Raw genomic sequence first — 15,376 nt, 5'->3', positions numbered from 1 at the left:
CGCTCGAGAACAAAGAAGATCGTGGCAGCGATCAGTGTCCTGATGGTGGTGGCACTGGTTGCTTACGTCTCCGTTCTTTTCGTGATCATCAAGAACATCAACGACGACCCCGAGAAGCTGCCGGTCATCACTGCATACGCACACGGCAAGACGATCGAGACCAACCCTGCCGGGTTCTGCACCATCGATCTGTCCCAGTGCGCCCAGGTGGGCGACATCTACGCCCTCGACGTTCCCGCGGGCTATCCGCTGCAGCTGTCGTTGTCGACTGACGTCTCGGATGCGCAGTGGGCACTGCTGGCCGTCTACGAGGATGCCGACGGCAACCAGACCGGCGAGCCCCGAGTCTTCGAGCCTGGTGAGGCATTGGCCGTGACGGTCGAATCTTCGAGCGATCCCGTCAAGCAACTGGTCGGCGTCGAAATCCACCTCGCCGTCGGTGAGGGAAGCGAACAGGGACTGCTGATCTGGTCGATCAAGACCGCCTGATCCCCGGACCATGAAAATGCCCTGCACACCGATTGGTGTGCAGGGCATTTTGTCAGCAGCTGTATATGGCAGCTCGTATCGAAGCGATCAGGTGTCGAGCTCGCGAGCGACGGCCCGGACGACCTCGGAGATCCGCTGAGCGGTCTTGCGGTCCGGGTACTTGCCGTTGCGCAGATCCGGCTGGACCTTCGCCTCGAGCAACGTGATCATGTCCTCGACCATGCCGTGCAGCTGGTCAGGGGTGTGCTTACGCTCGACGGGCTCACGACGGGTCGCCGTAGCGCCGCGCAACGACGGTGCCGGCTCGAGCACCTTCAGGCTCAGCGCCTGCGGACCGCGTCGACCTGCGGCCATGCCGAACTCGACGCGCTGGCCGGCCTTCAAGCCCTCGACGCCCTCGGGGAGAGCGGAAGCTCGGACGTAGACGTCCTCGCCCTCTTCCTGCGACAGAAAGCCGAAACCCTTTTCGACGTCGTACCACTTCACCTTGCCGGTCGGCACCGCGTTCACCTGCTCATCACTCGACTGGGGCATCTGCCCCAATGTGCTCGGGAGGCTCTCGGAAGAGCCTCATGGCCTTGCTCGCATCGCTTCCGGTGGAAGAATGCAAAAGAACGCGCCCCACACTTGCTTCAGCGGGGCGCGCAGTCTGTTAACAGTCTACCTGTGACGAACCCGGGTCGGCACCCAGGTTTACAGGCACTATCCTCATAGGTGTGGACCCTCAACCGAACCCGCGCACTTCCGGCACCGGAAACGGTCTGTTCCGTACGGCGATGGCACTGTTCATCGTCGGATTCCTGGCGATCGTGGCCATCTTCGCGGTCCACATCTTCAGCGACACTCCGCCCGGCCTGGCCTTGTATCTCGTCGCACTCGCGTGCCCGATCGGCTTCCTTCTCGCCATCGTCTACACGCTGAGATCCGGTCGACGCGTGCGCTGATCTCTCCCGCCTCCAACCGAAAGGTCACTGACCATGAGAATCCTCCTGAACGTGATCTGGCTGGTGTTCGGCGGCTTCTGGCTGGCATTGGGTTACTTCGCCGCAGGCATCATCTGCTGCATCCTCATCATCACGATTCCCTTCGGAATCGCAGCGTTCCGCATAGGCATCTACGCGCTGTGGCCGTTCGGTAAGACCGTCGTCGACAAGCCGACCGCCGGTGTCGGTTCGATGATCGGCAACGTCATCTGGGTGATCATCGCCGGCATCTGGTTGGCGATCGGACACATCGTCACCGCCGTCGCGATGGCAATCACGATCATCGGAATTCCACTCGCCGTCGCGAACTTGAAGATGATTCCGATCTCGCTGATGCCACTGGGCAAGGAGATCGTCGACGTGGACCGCGTCAATTACGCATAGCCGTGGACCGCGTCAATTGCTCGTAATCGGCCTCGCAGACAGACGAACCCGACCACGGCAGGTGCTGTGGTCGGGTTCTTCTATCAGGTCGGATCAGCGGCCGAGGCTACCGAGTCCGGGGAGGTTACCGAGCGAACCGGTACCCGTGCCCGGGTTGCCCGGATCAACGGGGCCGACCGGGCCCTCGGAGACAACGACGGTCACGCTCGAAGCACGCGAAAGCACGCTCTTCGCAGTGATCTCGACGGTGACGCTGCCGACAGCAGTGGGGGTTCCCGAGATGGTGCCGTCCGGTGCGAGGGACAGTCCGCCGGGCAGAGTGCCGTTGGTGAGTGCAAAGGTTGCGCGCGTGTCAGCGGCAGTGAGCTTCTGCGAATACGCCTTACCGACCTGAGCGGCAGGCAGTTCGACGGTCGCGGGCAGCGGATACGCAGCAACTACGGTCACCTTGCCCCCGTTGGTCGTCGACGCGATGGCGCCGGTCGAGGTGTCGAGCGCGAGGTTTTTGACCTTCTCCAGTGCCGGAACCTTGGTATCGGCCAGAGCGGTAGTGGCGCGCGTCGTCAGATCGACCGACCACAAGTGTCCGTTCATGACGTCGGCGACATATGCAATGCCTGCCGCAGAGTCGACGATCACGCCGTTGGGAATCGCGGTCGGAGACAGCGTGGTCTTCGACAGAACCGCGCCGCCCGGGGTGATCGCCCACAGGTTGGTTGCCCGGGTGTCGGTCATGTAGATGTTGCCGGTGTTCGTGTCGACATCGACGTCGACGGGGTAGAGGTTGTCGGCACGCACGATCGACTTGAGTGCTCCGCCCTTGCGTACGTCCGCCTGCCACAGCGTGCGGCCGTAATTCTCGTCGAAGAAGTTGGTGTCCGCGATGTAGAGGAAGCCGCGGACACTGTCGAAGGCGAGCTTGGTCGGCGTTGCCGACTTGTCGACCAGAATGCTCGACACGGCGTCGGCGGCGTTGGGGTCGACGACTCGGATGTTGCCGGACTTGTAGTCCGAGAAGTACGCGCGGTGTGTTGTGGGGTCGACGACGACATCGTTGATCTGTGGCCGCGAGCCGTCGGGGTTCTTCTCGCTCAGCGTGACCGTCTTTTCGACCTTGCCGGTCTTGGTGTCGACAATCGAGATCGCGCCGCCGTAGGAGGAGGACACGTACGCGCGTCCGAGGTCCGAATCCACGGCAAGTGCCGACGGGTAACCGACGACACCGTCGATGCTGCCGACGGACTTGCCCGTGTTCGTGTCGACGACGGACAACGAACTGGTCGGTCCGCCGTACTGCGTGATGTATCCGCGGTGGGTTGCCGAGTCGACGACGATGTCGCCGGGCTGGGTTGCGGAATAGCTTCCGACAACACCGTGTGTCGGATCCTCGGGTGAGGCGTGTGCAGCGGGAGCAGTGACGGCCAGGCCGACAGCAGCAGCGGCGACGGCGAGTGACGCGGTGACCGCGCGCCGACGGTATTGCAGTTTCATGAGGGGTGCCCTACTTCTTTGGAAGACTCTGCGAACCCTGCCCATTCAGGACAAGTCAGGCAAACCTAACCTAAGTTTCTATTCGGATGTTGAGACACAGGCCACACCACCGGCCTGGATCGACACACCTCTCAATCGCCCGGATTCCTATTTCCAGATAACGTGTGACCTTGCTCACATTACGGATGGATAACGGAACGGACACAACCGGACATTCACTCAGGCACCCCCACCTACCTGGGAAGAGTCTCCTGCGCTTTGTGTGACGCGTTGTACGTCTTTCGCCACGCCGCGTTATCAAATGGTGACACGAGAGACTCGAGCCGTTACCGTCGTTTTCGGCCGGGAAACTCGGCCACCTCCGGCCCGCCGCGCCAAGCCTTGTCCCGCGGGTACCGGACTTCCGACAGAGCATTCCAGGGACGAGGACGGGGGACCCAAAGTCCTCTGTGAGAACAGAAAAGTTCTCCAGTGGACACCGGTTCGGTCGCAAGACCGGATCTTGGGGTGAAGCCAGACCCTTTCCAGCCAGGAAAGGCGAGGCCGGGCGACCTCTCAGCCCGAACCCGACAGCTGACCTCGCAGGCGCGTGTGGAGAGGATTTCGACCATCATGAGCGGACGCCATCGCAAGCCCACCACCACCGGCCGCACTGTCGCCAAGGTCGCCGTCACCGGCGCCATCATGGGCGTAGCAGGAATTGCAGCCACCGGAACCGCAAACGCTGCCCCCGACTCCGACTGGGATCGTCTCGCCCAGTGTGAGGCCGGCGGAAACTGGGCCATCAACACCGGCAACGGTTACCAGGGCGGATTGCAGTTCTCCCCCAGCACGTGGAACGCACACGGCGGCGGACAGTACGCAGCCACCGCAAACCAGGCCTCTCGCGAGCAGCAGATCGTTGTTGCCGAGCGTGTTCTCGCAAACCAGGGTTGGGGCGCATGGCCGTCCTGCTCCTCCAGCCTCGGACTGAGCAGCGGCGCCACCGAGCGTTCCGCTCCGGCCACCACGGCTCCTCAGGCAGCTCCGGCTCCGGCACAGCAGGTCGCTCAGACCGTTGCACACCCGGTTGCCGACGCCATCGATCAGGCAATCGCTTTCGCCAAGGCCAACGGCATCCCGGTCGACCCGCAGATCCTCGCAGTCGCCGACACCGCGAAGACGTTCCTCAAGTAAAACCGGCAAGACTGTCCGCTCGGACGCTCGAACTAGAGAAGGCCCGCACCGAATCGGTGCGGGCCTTCTTCGTGTCGAGTTGTTATCGGTTGATGACGGTGTGCGGGTGCACGTAAGGGAGTGACTCCACCGGAACCGGAAAGGTGGTGTCCTCGCCGAAGGGTGAAAGTCCACCTGCACGGGTCGATGACAATTCGGTCACTGCGTGATCTCCGTCTGCAGTTTCCGGCCATCCTGGATCTACATAGTGTTGCTTCGAATTGTTGGCCACGAAGTCATTTTGACAGGACGCCGTTACGCCGTACAGACCAGGTCTCTAATCTGATACCTGATGACCGAAACACGTGGCACCCCGGCGGGCAGTTCCGCAGCCGAAAGTCTGACCGATTGGCTCTCGGCGCGCAGTGACGCCGAGTTGACGGAGTTGATGCGTCTGCGCCCCGATCTGGCCGTGCCGCCGCCGAGCACGATGGTGGTTCTCAGCGGTCGGGCGCAGCAACGCGCGTCGGTCAGCCGAGCCGCAGACGAACTCGACACCCTCGATTTCGGTCTTCTCGAATTGTTGGCGCTGGCCGGCGCCGAGGAAACTCCGATGACGCGGGCGGAGCTCAACAGTGCAATCGCCGAACGCGCCCTGACCGGCAAGGGCAAGGTCACCAAGAAGGCCGTCGACAAGTCACTGTCGAAGATGCGCGAGTCCGCCCTCATCTGGGGTGTCGATCCCATCAGCGTCGTCCCGGCAGTCATCGGGATGATTCCCTGGCGTGTGGGGCGTGCCCTCGAACCTGCCGAGGCGATGTCCGAGACCGAGATCTCGGCGGCCCTCGACGCTCTGGACACCCGGGAACGGGATCTCCTCGAGACTCTCGCCAACTCCAGCCCGATCGGCCGTACCCGCGACGCTGCCCCGGGAACGCCGCCCGAGCGCCCGGTTCAGCGATTGCTGGCAGCCGGCCTGCTGCGGTGGCTCGACGAGCAGACAGTCGAACTTCCGGCGACGGTTCGTCAGGTCATCCGCGGCGAGCCGGTTTTCGATCCGACGACACTGACCGCACCGGTCATTGGGGGCGACAAACTCAAACCGGCGGACGTGAACGCCGCAGCAGCCGGCGAAGCGCTCGAGTTGGTACGCCAATGCGAGAACGTGATCGCAGTTCTGGGAGCAGCACCGGCCCCCGCCCTGCGAGCCGGTGGACTCGGCGTTCGAGAACTACGACGCGTGGCCAAGACTGCCGATCTCGACGAAGCGCGAGTGAGCCTGCTTGTCGAATTGCTCTCGGCAGCCGGACTCATCGCGAGCGGAACGCCCGACCCGGCGCCGATCTCGGACAACGCTGACGAATACTGGACGCCTACACTCGCCGTCGACGGCTGGCTGAACGCGTCCACAGCGCGACGGTGGGAGGTCCTGGCGTCCGCCTGGGTGGACGTACCGCGCGTTCCGTGGATGATCGGGCTGCGGGATTCCACCGACAAGCCGATCGCGGCACTGTCCGAGGAGGGCCGGGCACCGGCCGCTCCGCGAGATCGTCAGGCCATTCTGGGGTTGCTCTCCGAACTCGACAGTGGTCAGACTGCGTCGGCCGTCGAGGTCAGTCGGCTGCTGGCGTGGCGACGTCCGCGGTGGAGCGGGCGCCTTCGGACCTTCGCGATCGAGCGAACTCTGGACGAGGCCGCCGCGCTCGGACTGGTAGCCCGCGGCGCTTTGTCGTCCCCGGGTCGAGCATTGCTGCACGGCGGGGACGCCGAAGCCGAAATGCAGTCCGCGCTACCCGAGCCCATCGACTACATCCTGGTCCAGGCAGATCTGACATTGGTTGCGCCAGGTCCGCTCGTACCGGACCTGCTCGAGCAGGTGAGCCTGGTCGCGGACATCGAGTCGGCAGGATCGGCGTCCATGTACCGCATCAGCGAGGACAGTGTGCGGCGTGCTCTCGACGCCGGCCTGACGGCCACCGAACTGCATGCCATGTTCGCTTCGAAATCGAAGACACCTGTCCCCCAATCGCTTTCGTATCTGATTGACGATGTTGCCCGTCGGCACGGACGACTGCGTGCCGGGGTTGCAGCGTCGTTCATCCGGTGCGAGGACGCATCACTGTTGGCGGAGGTACTCGCATCGGCGGTGGCCGAGTCCCTGGCATTGCGCGCATTGGCTCCCACGGTCGCGATCTCCCAAGCCCCGCTACGCGAGGTCCTGGCCGAATTGCGCGCAGCCGGATTTGCGCCGGCCGGTGAAGACTCCTCGGGAACGCTGGTCGATCTTCGCCCACGCGGGGCTCGCGTACCGAACCGTCGCAGCCGACCGGCGTCGAGAATGCCTGCGAGCCCGTCGGCGGATCAGTTGGCGTCGTTGGTACGCACGATGCGGGCGGGCGACCGCGCTTCCGCCCCCGGCCGTGGCGGCGTTCGAACGGACGGTTCGCGCGAGAACAACGCAGCCACCATCGCCTTGCTGGCCACGGCGGCACGAGACAATTCCAGCGTCAACATCGGGTACGTCGACGCCCAGGGGGTGGCGACCCATCGCATCGTCGACCCCGTCAGCGTGGGCGGCGGACAGCTGGACGCGTTCGACCCGGCAAGTGGTGCGGTACGCCGTTTCACGTTGCACCGCATTACTTCCGTCAGCCCCGTCGACTCCGGAAAAAAGTAGCAGAAAAGAAGCAACTGGCTTTTTTCTGTAAATGAAGTATGGTCGAGGTCAGTTTGTGATTGCCACTTCGAAAAATGAGGAGCGACAATGGCTGACAAGGCGCCGGGTAAAAACATGAAGAAACCCGCTCAGTCGATCAAAGAACGCCGCGCGGAAAAGCGGGCGAAAACTGCGGAGTCTTCGGAGTTCATTCGTAAGAGAAAGCGGAGCTGACAGCACAGTCCAGAGAAAGACGAGCTGACTGCGAAGCTGACCAATGCCGGCCCCCACCGACACCCTCGTGCACCTGCACGAAACATTCAACCTGTTCAAGTCACGTAGTCGAGGAACTGACGCACGCTCGCGCGGCTACGCAGCGGGCATGACCCTCGCTTCACTCTGCGTCCTCGACGAACACGCTCGGCAGTCCGGAATACTACTTTCGGATTCTCCGCAGAAAGAGAATTAACTATCGTGAAAAGAACAATCCACACCCTGGACCGCATTCAAACGAGACTCGAATCGGAGCTTGATTCCACTCCGGGCGATTCCGAAAAGAATATCGGTTATCGATCCGGAATTTCCGAGGCTATTACTCATGTAATGGAAATGCGAAAGTCTGTCGTCGCGCAAAAATAAGGAACTCATCCCAATAACTGCCGCACGCCACCGATCAGAAAGACGACCTGATCCTCGTAGAAGTCGGCAAGTCGCTCCGGCGCGAGCGGCTTGCCACTTCCGCTCCAATCGTCGGCCCGGCTCAATGCTTGGAGGAAGCCCATCAAGGCGATCGCCCAGCGCGTCTCGAGCCTTTCCGGATCGGTAGCGGGAAATGTACGACGGACCTGGTCGAGAAGGTGATCGCGAAGGTGCAGCTCGGTCGCCTCGAGGGCGGGATGCCCTGGTCGTGACATCTGCGGCTGCGAGATCTGCGTGACGATCCTGATCCATCGCATTCCCCGCGTGCGGTGGCGAAGGAGCAACGCCTCGTAGGGCGCGGTGACAGCCCGTACCAGTGCCTCGACCGTCGGCGGCGTCTGTTCGGCGGCAAGGGCGTCCACGTTCGCGCTGATCTGATCTCGCACCGACGTTCCCATGTCCAGCAGCACCGCGGCGACCAGGTCGTCCTTGGTGCCGAAATGGTAGTGGACAGACGACGGACCGAGACCGGCTGCTGCGTTGACCGAGCGCAACGAGACTGCATCCAATCCCTCTGTCGCGAAAAGCCGCTCGGCAGTTTTGAGCAAGCGCATGCGCGTCGCGTCGCCTTGTCGGTTCTGCCTGGAGTCGGTCATACGAACGAGCTTCGCACGGGCTCGCCGAAGTTCTCCGAAGCGCTGACCCTGGAGTCAGAGTGATTCACGGTGTGCCCGCACCCTGTTGTCGCGATCGACCCAGCCGTGGGCGCGCGCGTAGTCCACCATCGCGGAGAACTTCTGCCTCCACTGCGCGTTTCCGACCTGGGCCGCGACGGCTTGTTCCAGGTGAGCAATGTCGAGCCAGACGTGATCGTCCTCGAGTTCCCCCCACGGTTCCAATACCCGACGCAGAGTCTCGGACTGATCGTCGCCGCCTACGACGACCGAGAGACTGGTGAAGTCGTCGACCCCGTTCAGTTCGACGGTCGAGGAGGTGGGGGTGATGGTGACGTCCAAGTGCATGACCTCTTCAACGCTCCTTCTCGCAATGCCTGGTTTAGTTGATCGACTTGAAACAACATTAGACGACATGACTACACCAGATAGCGTTGAGCTACAAGTGATTACAAACCTCCCATTGTGCGGGAGATTCAACTTATTGGATCAGGTGATCCATGTTAGACATCTCCACCAGAGCGAGTGAGCCAAATCACTTCACTGTCGACAGGAGATGTCATCGTGTGGTCCGCATCGTCCATCCGCTTCGGAGCCTTCCTTGCCCCGTACCATCCGCTCGACGCAGATCCCGCCTTGCAACTCAGACGCGATATCGATCTCATGGTGCACCTGGATCACCTCGGCTTCGAGGAAGCCTGGATGGGTGAGCATCATTCGACCGGCGCCGAAATCGTGCCCGCGCCGGACATGTTCATCGCCGCCGCAGCCGAGCGGACCGAGCGCATCCAGTTCGGTACGGGCGTGACGTCCCTGCCCTATCACCACCCGCTGATCACGGCCGACCGCATCACTCAACTCGATCTGCAGACCCGCGGGCGAGTCATCTTCGGCACCGGCCCGGGCAAGATCCCCCTCGACGCACACATGATGGGTATCAACCCGTCGGATCAGCGCCGCCGCCAGGGCGAAGCACTCGAGGCCATCCTTGCGTTGCTCCGCGGCGAGGTCGTCAACATGGAAACCGACTGGTTCACGTTGCGTGATGCTCGTGCACAGCTGCCCACGTACCGCGCGGATGGCATCGAGACCGTGACAGCGTCGACGATTTCGCCCAACGGTTCGGTACTCGCAGGCAAGAACGGCCTCTCCTTGCTCTCGTTGGCGGCGAGTTCACCCAGCGGATTCGACGCACTGGATCGCAACTGGGATGTGTACGAGAAGGTCTCGGCCGAGCACGGCCACCACGCCGACCGCGCGACGTGGCGGGTGGTTAATCCGATGTTCATCGCAGAGACCCGAGCCGAGGCCGAGCGCGCCGTGAGCCGACGGATCGGATCGATGGCCTCCTACGTGAATCGGCAGACCGGCCAGACCCCGGCCTGGGCAGATACGCCGGCAGGGATCATCGACCAGTGGCGTAACGACACTCTCGGCGAGTTCGGTCAGGCGATCATCGGTACCCCCGAGGATGCGATCGCACAGATCGAGCGCCTGATCGAGAAGACGGGAGGGTTCGGCACGTTCCTGATCCTTCACGTCGACATGGCGAGCTGGGAGGACACCAAACGCAGCTACGAATTGTTCGCCTCCGAGGTGGTCCCGCACTTCCGGAAGCGGAACGTCGGGCGTCAGGCGAGCATGCAGTTCGCCGAGGACAATCGCGAGTACCTGATCGGCGGGCTGGTCGGAGCGCTCACCAAAGCCCACACCGACTACTACGGCCGGTCCGCCGAGACGGGAGCGGTACGCGCATGAGGGCTGTCCGATTCCAGAACGGTGAATTCGCAGTAGCGGTGGTAGCCGACCCGCCGCCGTTGGCACCCCATCAGATCCGCATCGACGTCGTCGCCTGCGGGATCTGTGGCAGTGATCTGAGCATGTCGAAAGACCCGTGCCGGTTCGTCGAGGTCGCACACGACGGGGGCTACCCGCTCGCCACCTTCGACCCCGACCGCCCCGTAGTCCTGGGACACGAGTACGCGGGCATCGTCTCCGAAACCGGCTCTGCAGTAGACGATTTCGCGATCGACGACAGGGTGGCGGGCATCGGCCTGGCCACCGACACTGCCACCGGGATCCCGACGATCATCGGCTACTCGAACGAATACCACGGCGCGTTCGGCGACCACATCGTCGTCGACGCGTTCTGGGTCCGCAAAGTTCCCGATCACCTGTCACTCGAGCACGCCACACTTGCCGAACCTCTCCACGTCGGCGAGATGCACCTTCAACAGTCCGGCCTCACCTCGGCCGATTCGGCGCTCGTCATCGGTTGCGGGACGATCGGACTTGGTGCCGTCGTCGCGGCGAAGGCGAGAGGAGCACAGATCGTCATCGCGTCCGAGCCCTCCCCCAAACGACGCGAGCTCGCCGAGAAGATGGGCGCGGACATCGTCGTCGATCCGGCCGAGCAGGATCCGATCGAACTGTGGAATCAGATGGTCGCCGAGGGCAACCCACTCGTCGGTCAGGCCGCAAACGGCATCCTGATCGCCTACGAATGCAGCGGCCGGGCGGGGGCTATCGGGGAACTGATGCGCACCTTGCCGTTCAACTCGCGGATACAGGTGCTGGCTGCGCCGTTCGGCGACGAGACGATCATTCCCGTCGTCGGGCAGTTCCGGAGGATCTCGATCAACTTCGGTCACGGCCCCTACGAGAATGCCTACGACATCACCCTGCAGAGACTCGCCGATGGAGAGATCGACGCCGAAGCGATCATCACCGGCCGGGTCGGTCTCGATGGTGTCTCGGACGCTTTCGCAGCTCTGCGCGCACCCGACGAACACGTGAAGATCCTCGTTCTACCCGGCGCCGGCCGCCCGGAATAGCGGTCGGTCATGCCCTGTTGACCTAGGGGTGCCCGCACTCGGGCACCCCTAGTTCGGGCTGTGCGAGCGTCGCCTGTTGGCGTCTGCGCCCCGATACCAGGACAATGGCAGGGTTGGCGTCAGCCGACAACGCGGCGCAACGCTCTGTGGCCGCGTTTGTTTCACTAGGAGGATTCCGTGACCGACGGACCGTTGATCGTCCAATCCGACAAGACGCTGCTGTTGGAGGTCGACCACGAGCGTGCCGGCGAGGCCAGGCAGGCAATTGCCCCCTTCGCGGAACTCGAACGGGCCCCGGAGCACGTCCACACCTATCGCATCACTCCCCTGGCCCTGTGGAATGCGCGCGCAGCCGGGCATGACGCCGAGCAGGTTGTCGACGCCTTGGTCTCGTTCTCACGGTTCGCCGTGCCGCAGCCTCTCCTGGTCGACATCGTCGACACGATGGCCAGGTACGGACGCTTGCAGTTGGTCAAGAGCCCGGTGCACGGTCTCATCCTGGTCAGCCTGGACCGCGCGGTACTCACCGAGGTGATGCGGCACAAGAAGATCTCGCCGATGCTCGGTGAGAAGGTCGACGACGACACCGTGATCGTGCACCCGAGTGAGCGCGGCCGCCTCAAGCAGATGCTGCTCAAGGTCGGCTGGCCGGCCGAGGATCTCGCCGGCTACGTGGACGGCGAAGCGCACCCGATCGATCTCGCTTTCGAAGAGGGCCACTGGGAACTGCGTGACTATCAGCAGATGGCAGCGGATTCGTTCTGGGCCGGCGGCTCGGGCGTCGTCGTGCTGCCGTGTGGCGCCGGTAAGACGATGGTGGGCGCCGCAGCGATGGCAAAGGCCAAGGCCACCACACTCATTCTGGTGACCAACACCGTTGCCGGTCGTCAATGGAAGCGTGAGCTCATTGCCCGCACGTCGTTGACCGAGGAAGAAATCGGCGAATACTCCGGCGAGCGCAAGGAGATTCGGCCGGTCACGATCGCCACGTACCAGGTGATCACGCGTCGCACGAAGGGCGAGTACAAGCACCTCGAACTTTTCGATTCCCGGGACTGGGGACTGGTGATCTACGACGAGGTACACCTGCTCCCCGCGCCGGTCTTCCGGATGACGGCAGACCTGCAGTCACGCCGCCGCCTCGGTCTGACCGCGACGTTGGTTCGTGAGGACGGACGCGAAGGCGACGTCTTCTCACTCATCGGCCCCAAGCGCTACGACGCTCCGTGGAAGGACATCGAAGCGCAGGGCTGGATCGCACCGGCCGACTGCGTCGAGGTGCGCGTGACGATGACGGACGCCGAACGCATGTCCTACGCCGTCGCCGAACCGGAGGAACGCTACAAACTGTGCTCGACGGCGCACACCAAAATCGCTGTCGTGAAGTCGATTCTGGCCAAGCACCCGGATTCCCCGACGTTGGTGATCGGCGCGTATCTCGATCAGCTCGACGAACTCGGCGAAGCCCTGAACGCCCCGGTGATCAAGGGATCCACCAAGAACAAGGAACGTGAGATCCTGTTCGATCAGTTCCGGAACGGTGAGATCCAGACGCTGGTCGTGAGCAAGGTCGCGAACTTCTCGATCGACCTTCCGGAGGCGTCTGTCGCCGTGCAGGTTTCGGGAACCTTCGGATCGAGACAGGAAGAAGCTCAGCGACTCGGGCGCCTCCTGCGACCCAAGCACGACGGCGGTCAGGCGCACTTCTATTCGGTGGTCTCCCGCGACACTCTCGATGCGGAGTATGCGGCACATCGTCAGCGATTCCTCGCCGAACAGGGCTACGCCTACCGGATCACCGACGCCGACGACCTGCTCGGACCTGCAATCGGCTGAGCATTTCTGCAACGCGTTCCAGAAATAAATGGACATACGTCCAGTTACCTGTAGAGTGTGCCCTGTCACAGTCGTGTCCATCGGCCGGGGGTCACCAGCACCATGCGCTCAGTTCCACGTCTACGGGGTCGGCTCGCCGGAACCATCTCGCTGCTGACTGCCGCCGTCGTCGTCGCCACGACCGGCGTCAGTGCGGCGGCACCGAGCCCATCTCCTACCGCGCAGAACTCGGTGTATGCACTTGCGAACGGCTGCTACGCGCTTCGCACGGAGTCCGGAGACTTCGTGCGTCGGGGCGGACCGGCGTACCTCACCGACGCCACGAAAGCCGCCGACGCCGAGCCTTTCCGCCTGCATGCGGCCCAGTTGGGTCGTTTCATGCTGTACGGCCCGGACGGGTCGATGCTCTCGCACGACGGAGCAGACTCCGTTCTCGCCACCTCCGAAGCAACTCCAGCCACCGACTGGACCGTGATGTCCACCGGCGAGTCCTTTGTTCTGACCGCAACCTCGAACGGCCGTCAACTGATCTCGCGAGATTCGACGCTCACGATGTCCGATCCCGGTGACGTTCCCGAATCTGCGTTCACTCTCGTCCCCCGCGATGGCTGTGCCGATTTCCCCGAAGCCGAAGTGGGTGCAAACGGTATTCCCGGAGAAATCGGGCCGAACGGTGAAGTCACGGGATTCATCGACACACACGTGCACATGAATGCTTCCGAGTTCATGGGTGGAAACCTGCACTGCGGCAGACCTTTCGACCCCCAAGGTGTCACAGCTGCACTCGTCGACTGCCCGGACCACCAACCCGACGGAATACCGGCACTCCTCGAAAATGTTCTGTCGTACGGAAATCCCTTCGAAACTCACGACACCACGGGCTGGCCGAGCTTCGCCGACTGGCCGGCTCACGATTCGCTGACGCACGAGCAGACTTACTACAAGTGGGTCGAGCGGGCCTGGCGCGGCGGACTGCGAATCTTCACCAATCTCTTTGTCGCCAACCGTGTCCTGTGCGAGCTGTATCCGAGCAAGCGAAATCCCTGCGACGAGATGGAGACCGTCCGGATCCAGGCGCAGCAGACACGCGAACTCCAGGACTACATCGACGCCCAGTACGGCGGACCCGGCCGCGGATGGTTCCGCATCGTGAGCTCCCCGGAACAAGCCAGGAAGGTGGCTGCCGACGGAAAGCTGGCCGTCACCCTCGGGGTGGAGGTATCCGAACCCTTCGGTTGCTCTGTGCGTAACGGGATTCCGCAGTGCACCGAGGACGACATCGACCGCGGTCTGGACGAGTTGTACGACCTGGGTGTCCGGCAGATGATCGTCACGCACAAGTTCGACAACGCTCTCGGCGGTGCTCGTTTCGACGGCGGAATTACCGGCGTGGCCGTCAATATCGGCAACTACCTCGGCACCGGGGAGTTCTGGCAGTCGGAACCCTGCACCGGAGTTGCCGAGGACAACGTGCTGCCCACCAAGGTCGACGGCGCGCAGAATCTTCTCGCCGTACTCCCGCCCGGAGTGACGCTTCCGGTGTACCCCTCTGGTCCGCAATGCAATTCGCACGGCCTGACCGACCTGGGTGCTTACACGATCAGAGGTTTGATGGACCGAGGAATGATCGTCGACATCGACCACATGAGCGTCAAGACCGCCGAAGCAGCCCTCGACATTCTCGAAGCTGCGAACTACTCCGGTGTCGTCTCGAGTCACAGTTGGAGCGACCCGAGCCTGTACAAGCGGATCTACGCGCTCGGCGGATTTGTCGCCCTGTACGCCGGGCAACTGGACGCATCGGACGAAAAGCCCGAAGAGCGCGGATTCATCGACCAGTGGCGCGACGCGCGGGCAATGCGAAGCGAGAACTACTACTTCGGTTTCGGCTACGGCGCCGACACCAACGGCTTCGGTCCCCAAGCCGCACCGCGCGGTGACGCCGCCGAAAACCCGCTGCAATATCCGTACACCGCCTTCGACGGCACGGTCATGGACCAGCAGCGCGCCGGCACCCGGGTTTTCGACGTGAACACCGACGGCGTGGCGCAGTACGGGATGATTCCCGACTGGATCGCGGACATGCGCATCGCCGCGGGAGCCGACGGCGACACCATCGTCGAGGACATGAGCCGCGGCGCCGAGGCTTACCTGCAGATGTGGGAGCGCGCGCGAAACTAGCTACGCTGGTGGACGGTCCCCGGGCGATCGGGGGCCGGTCCTAGATCGTCCGGC

At 63.1% G+C, this 15,376-nt stretch carries 15 protein-coding genes and 1 riboswitch; of the genes, 10 read left to right on the top strand and 5 right to left on the bottom strand.

Going from position 1 to position 15,376, the window contains the following annotated elements:
- Positions 1-21: 21 nt before the first annotated feature.
- Positions 22-489, top strand: coding sequence for a DUF2771 domain-containing protein (locus ACFQ6Y_RS10085; protein WP_225989529.1), 468 nt, complete (start codon positions 22-24; stop codon positions 487-489).
- 87 nt (positions 490-576) lie between these two features.
- Here ACFQ6Y_RS10085 and ACFQ6Y_RS10080 read toward each other — a convergent pair whose 3' ends face one another.
- Complete coding sequence (locus ACFQ6Y_RS10080; RefSeq protein ID WP_007733502.1) at positions 577-990, bottom strand: cold-shock protein; 414 nt, start codon at positions 988-990, stop codon at positions 577-579.
- A gap of 215 nt (positions 991-1,205) precedes the next feature.
- Between ACFQ6Y_RS10080 and ACFQ6Y_RS10075 the strand changes: the two genes are divergently transcribed.
- Both ACFQ6Y_RS10075 and ACFQ6Y_RS10070 read left to right on the top strand, forming a co-directional pair.
- Complete coding sequence (locus ACFQ6Y_RS10075) at positions 1,206-1,433, top strand: hypothetical protein (protein WP_003940194.1); 228 nt, start codon at positions 1,206-1,208, stop codon at positions 1,431-1,433.
- Between the two features lie 33 nt (positions 1,434-1,466).
- Entirely contained in the window at positions 1,467-1,856 is a 390-nt protein-coding gene (locus ACFQ6Y_RS10070) for a YccF domain-containing protein (protein ID WP_003939919.1), read from the top strand.
- 93 nt (positions 1,857-1,949) lie between these two features.
- Here ACFQ6Y_RS10070 and ACFQ6Y_RS10065 read toward each other — a convergent pair whose 3' ends face one another.
- On the bottom strand, positions 1,950-3,347 hold the full coding sequence (locus ACFQ6Y_RS10065) for a YncE family protein (RefSeq protein ID WP_378631621.1): 1,398 nt from the start codon (positions 3,345-3,347) through the stop codon (positions 1,950-1,952).
- 383 nt (positions 3,348-3,730) lie between these two features.
- A riboswitch (cyclic di-AMP (ydaO/yuaA leader) is annotated at positions 3,731-3,951 on the top strand.
- Positions 3,952-3,959: 8 nt separating this feature from the next.
- Between ACFQ6Y_RS10065 and ACFQ6Y_RS10060 the strand changes: the two genes are divergently transcribed.
- Positions 3,960-4,523: a transglycosylase family protein gene (locus ACFQ6Y_RS10060; RefSeq protein WP_378446234.1), complete on the top strand. Its 564-nt coding sequence runs from the start codon at positions 3,960-3,962 to the stop codon at positions 4,521-4,523.
- 82 nt (positions 4,524-4,605) lie between these two features.
- Here the strand turns inward: ACFQ6Y_RS10060 and ACFQ6Y_RS10055 are convergent, their stop codons facing one another.
- Positions 4,606-4,794 carry a hypothetical protein gene (locus tag ACFQ6Y_RS10055; RefSeq protein WP_019744939.1) on the bottom strand — a complete coding sequence of 63 codons (189 nt, stop codon included), beginning with the start codon at positions 4,792-4,794 and terminating at the stop codon, positions 4,606-4,608.
- Between the two features lie 60 nt (positions 4,795-4,854).
- On the opposite strand from ACFQ6Y_RS10055, the gene ACFQ6Y_RS10050 reads away from it, so the two are divergent.
- Both ACFQ6Y_RS10050 and ACFQ6Y_RS10045 read left to right on the top strand, forming a co-directional pair.
- On the top strand, positions 4,855-7,179 hold the full coding sequence (locus ACFQ6Y_RS10050; RefSeq protein ID WP_378631619.1) for a helicase-associated domain-containing protein: 2,325 nt from the start codon (positions 4,855-4,857) through the stop codon (positions 7,177-7,179).
- A gap of 87 nt (positions 7,180-7,266) precedes the next feature.
- Positions 7,267-7,392, top strand: coding sequence for a hypothetical protein (locus ACFQ6Y_RS10045; protein ID WP_007733507.1), 126 nt, complete (start codon positions 7,267-7,269; stop codon positions 7,390-7,392).
- Between the two features lie 410 nt (positions 7,393-7,802).
- Here ACFQ6Y_RS10045 and ACFQ6Y_RS10040 read toward each other — a convergent pair whose 3' ends face one another.
- Both ACFQ6Y_RS10040 and ACFQ6Y_RS10035 read right to left on the bottom strand, forming a co-directional pair.
- A complete protein-coding gene (locus tag ACFQ6Y_RS10040) occupies positions 7,803-8,453 on the bottom strand; it encodes a TetR/AcrR family transcriptional regulator (RefSeq protein WP_378446232.1) in 651 nt (216 codons plus the stop codon).
- Positions 8,454-8,507: 54 nt separating this feature from the next.
- Positions 8,508-8,819: a hypothetical protein gene (locus tag ACFQ6Y_RS10035; protein WP_378532265.1), complete on the bottom strand. Its 312-nt coding sequence runs from the start codon at positions 8,817-8,819 to the stop codon at positions 8,508-8,510.
- A 216-nt stretch (positions 8,820-9,035) separates the two neighbouring features.
- On the opposite strand from ACFQ6Y_RS10035, the gene ACFQ6Y_RS10030 reads away from it, so the two are divergent.
- The 4 genes from ACFQ6Y_RS10030 to ACFQ6Y_RS10015 all read left to right on the top strand — a co-directional run bounded on the left by ACFQ6Y_RS10030 (position 9,036) and on the right by ACFQ6Y_RS10015 (position 15,322).
- Positions 9,036-10,229 carry an LLM class flavin-dependent oxidoreductase gene (locus ACFQ6Y_RS10030; protein ID WP_378631616.1) on the top strand — a complete coding sequence of 398 codons (1,194 nt, stop codon included), beginning with the start codon at positions 9,036-9,038 and terminating at the stop codon, positions 10,227-10,229.
- The gene (locus ACFQ6Y_RS10025; protein ID WP_378631613.1) at positions 10,226-11,305 is read left to right on the top strand and encodes an alcohol dehydrogenase catalytic domain-containing protein; all 1,080 of its coding nucleotides are present in this window, start codon (positions 10,226-10,228) and stop codon (positions 11,303-11,305) included. The genes ACFQ6Y_RS10030 and ACFQ6Y_RS10025 overlap by 4 nt, the downstream gene beginning before the upstream one ends.
- Before the next feature lie 177 nt (positions 11,306-11,482).
- A complete protein-coding gene (locus ACFQ6Y_RS10020) occupies positions 11,483-13,141 on the top strand; it encodes a DNA repair helicase XPB (RefSeq protein WP_138872200.1) in 1,659 nt (552 codons plus the stop codon).
- A 102-nt stretch (positions 13,142-13,243) separates the two neighbouring features.
- Positions 13,244-15,322 (top strand): peptidase, encoded by a 2,079-nt coding sequence (locus ACFQ6Y_RS10015; protein WP_378631611.1) that lies wholly within the window; start codon positions 13,244-13,246, stop codon positions 15,320-15,322.
- The last annotated feature ends 54 nt before the right edge of the window (positions 15,323-15,376 follow it).

This window comes from Rhodococcus sp. NPDC056516, assembly GCF_042794655.1.
Classification (GTDB): Bacteria; Actinomycetota; Actinomycetes; order Mycobacteriales; family Mycobacteriaceae; genus Rhodococcus_F.
This window is presented reverse-complemented; position numbering and strand designations above follow the sequence as displayed.

Coding starts and splice junctions, on each gene's coding strand:
- ACFQ6Y_RS10070 (WP_003939919.1), top strand. CDS start 1,467: ATGAGAATCCTCCTGAACGTGATCTGGCTGGTGTTCGGCGGCTTCTGG.
- ACFQ6Y_RS10065 (WP_378631621.1), bottom strand. CDS start 3,347: ATGAAACTGCAATACCGTCGGCGCGCGGTCACCGCGTCACTCGCCGTC.
- ACFQ6Y_RS10040 (WP_378446232.1), bottom strand. CDS start 8,453: ATGACCGACTCCAGGCAGAACCGACAAGGCGACGCGACGCGCATGCGC.
- ACFQ6Y_RS10035 (WP_378532265.1), bottom strand. CDS start 8,819: ATGCACTTGGACGTCACCATCACCCCCACCTCCTCGACCGTCGAACTG.
- ACFQ6Y_RS10025 (WP_378631613.1), top strand. CDS start 10,226: ATGAGGGCTGTCCGATTCCAGAACGGTGAATTCGCAGTAGCGGTGGTA.
- ACFQ6Y_RS10050 (WP_378631619.1), top strand. CDS start 4,855: ATGACCGAAACACGTGGCACCCCGGCGGGCAGTTCCGCAGCCGAAAGT.
- ACFQ6Y_RS10060 (WP_378446234.1), top strand. CDS start 3,960: ATGAGCGGACGCCATCGCAAGCCCACCACCACCGGCCGCACTGTCGCC.
- ACFQ6Y_RS10045 (WP_007733507.1), top strand. CDS start 7,267: ATGGCTGACAAGGCGCCGGGTAAAAACATGAAGAAACCCGCTCAGTCG.
- ACFQ6Y_RS10015 (WP_378631611.1), top strand. CDS start 13,244: ATGCGCTCAGTTCCACGTCTACGGGGTCGGCTCGCCGGAACCATCTCG.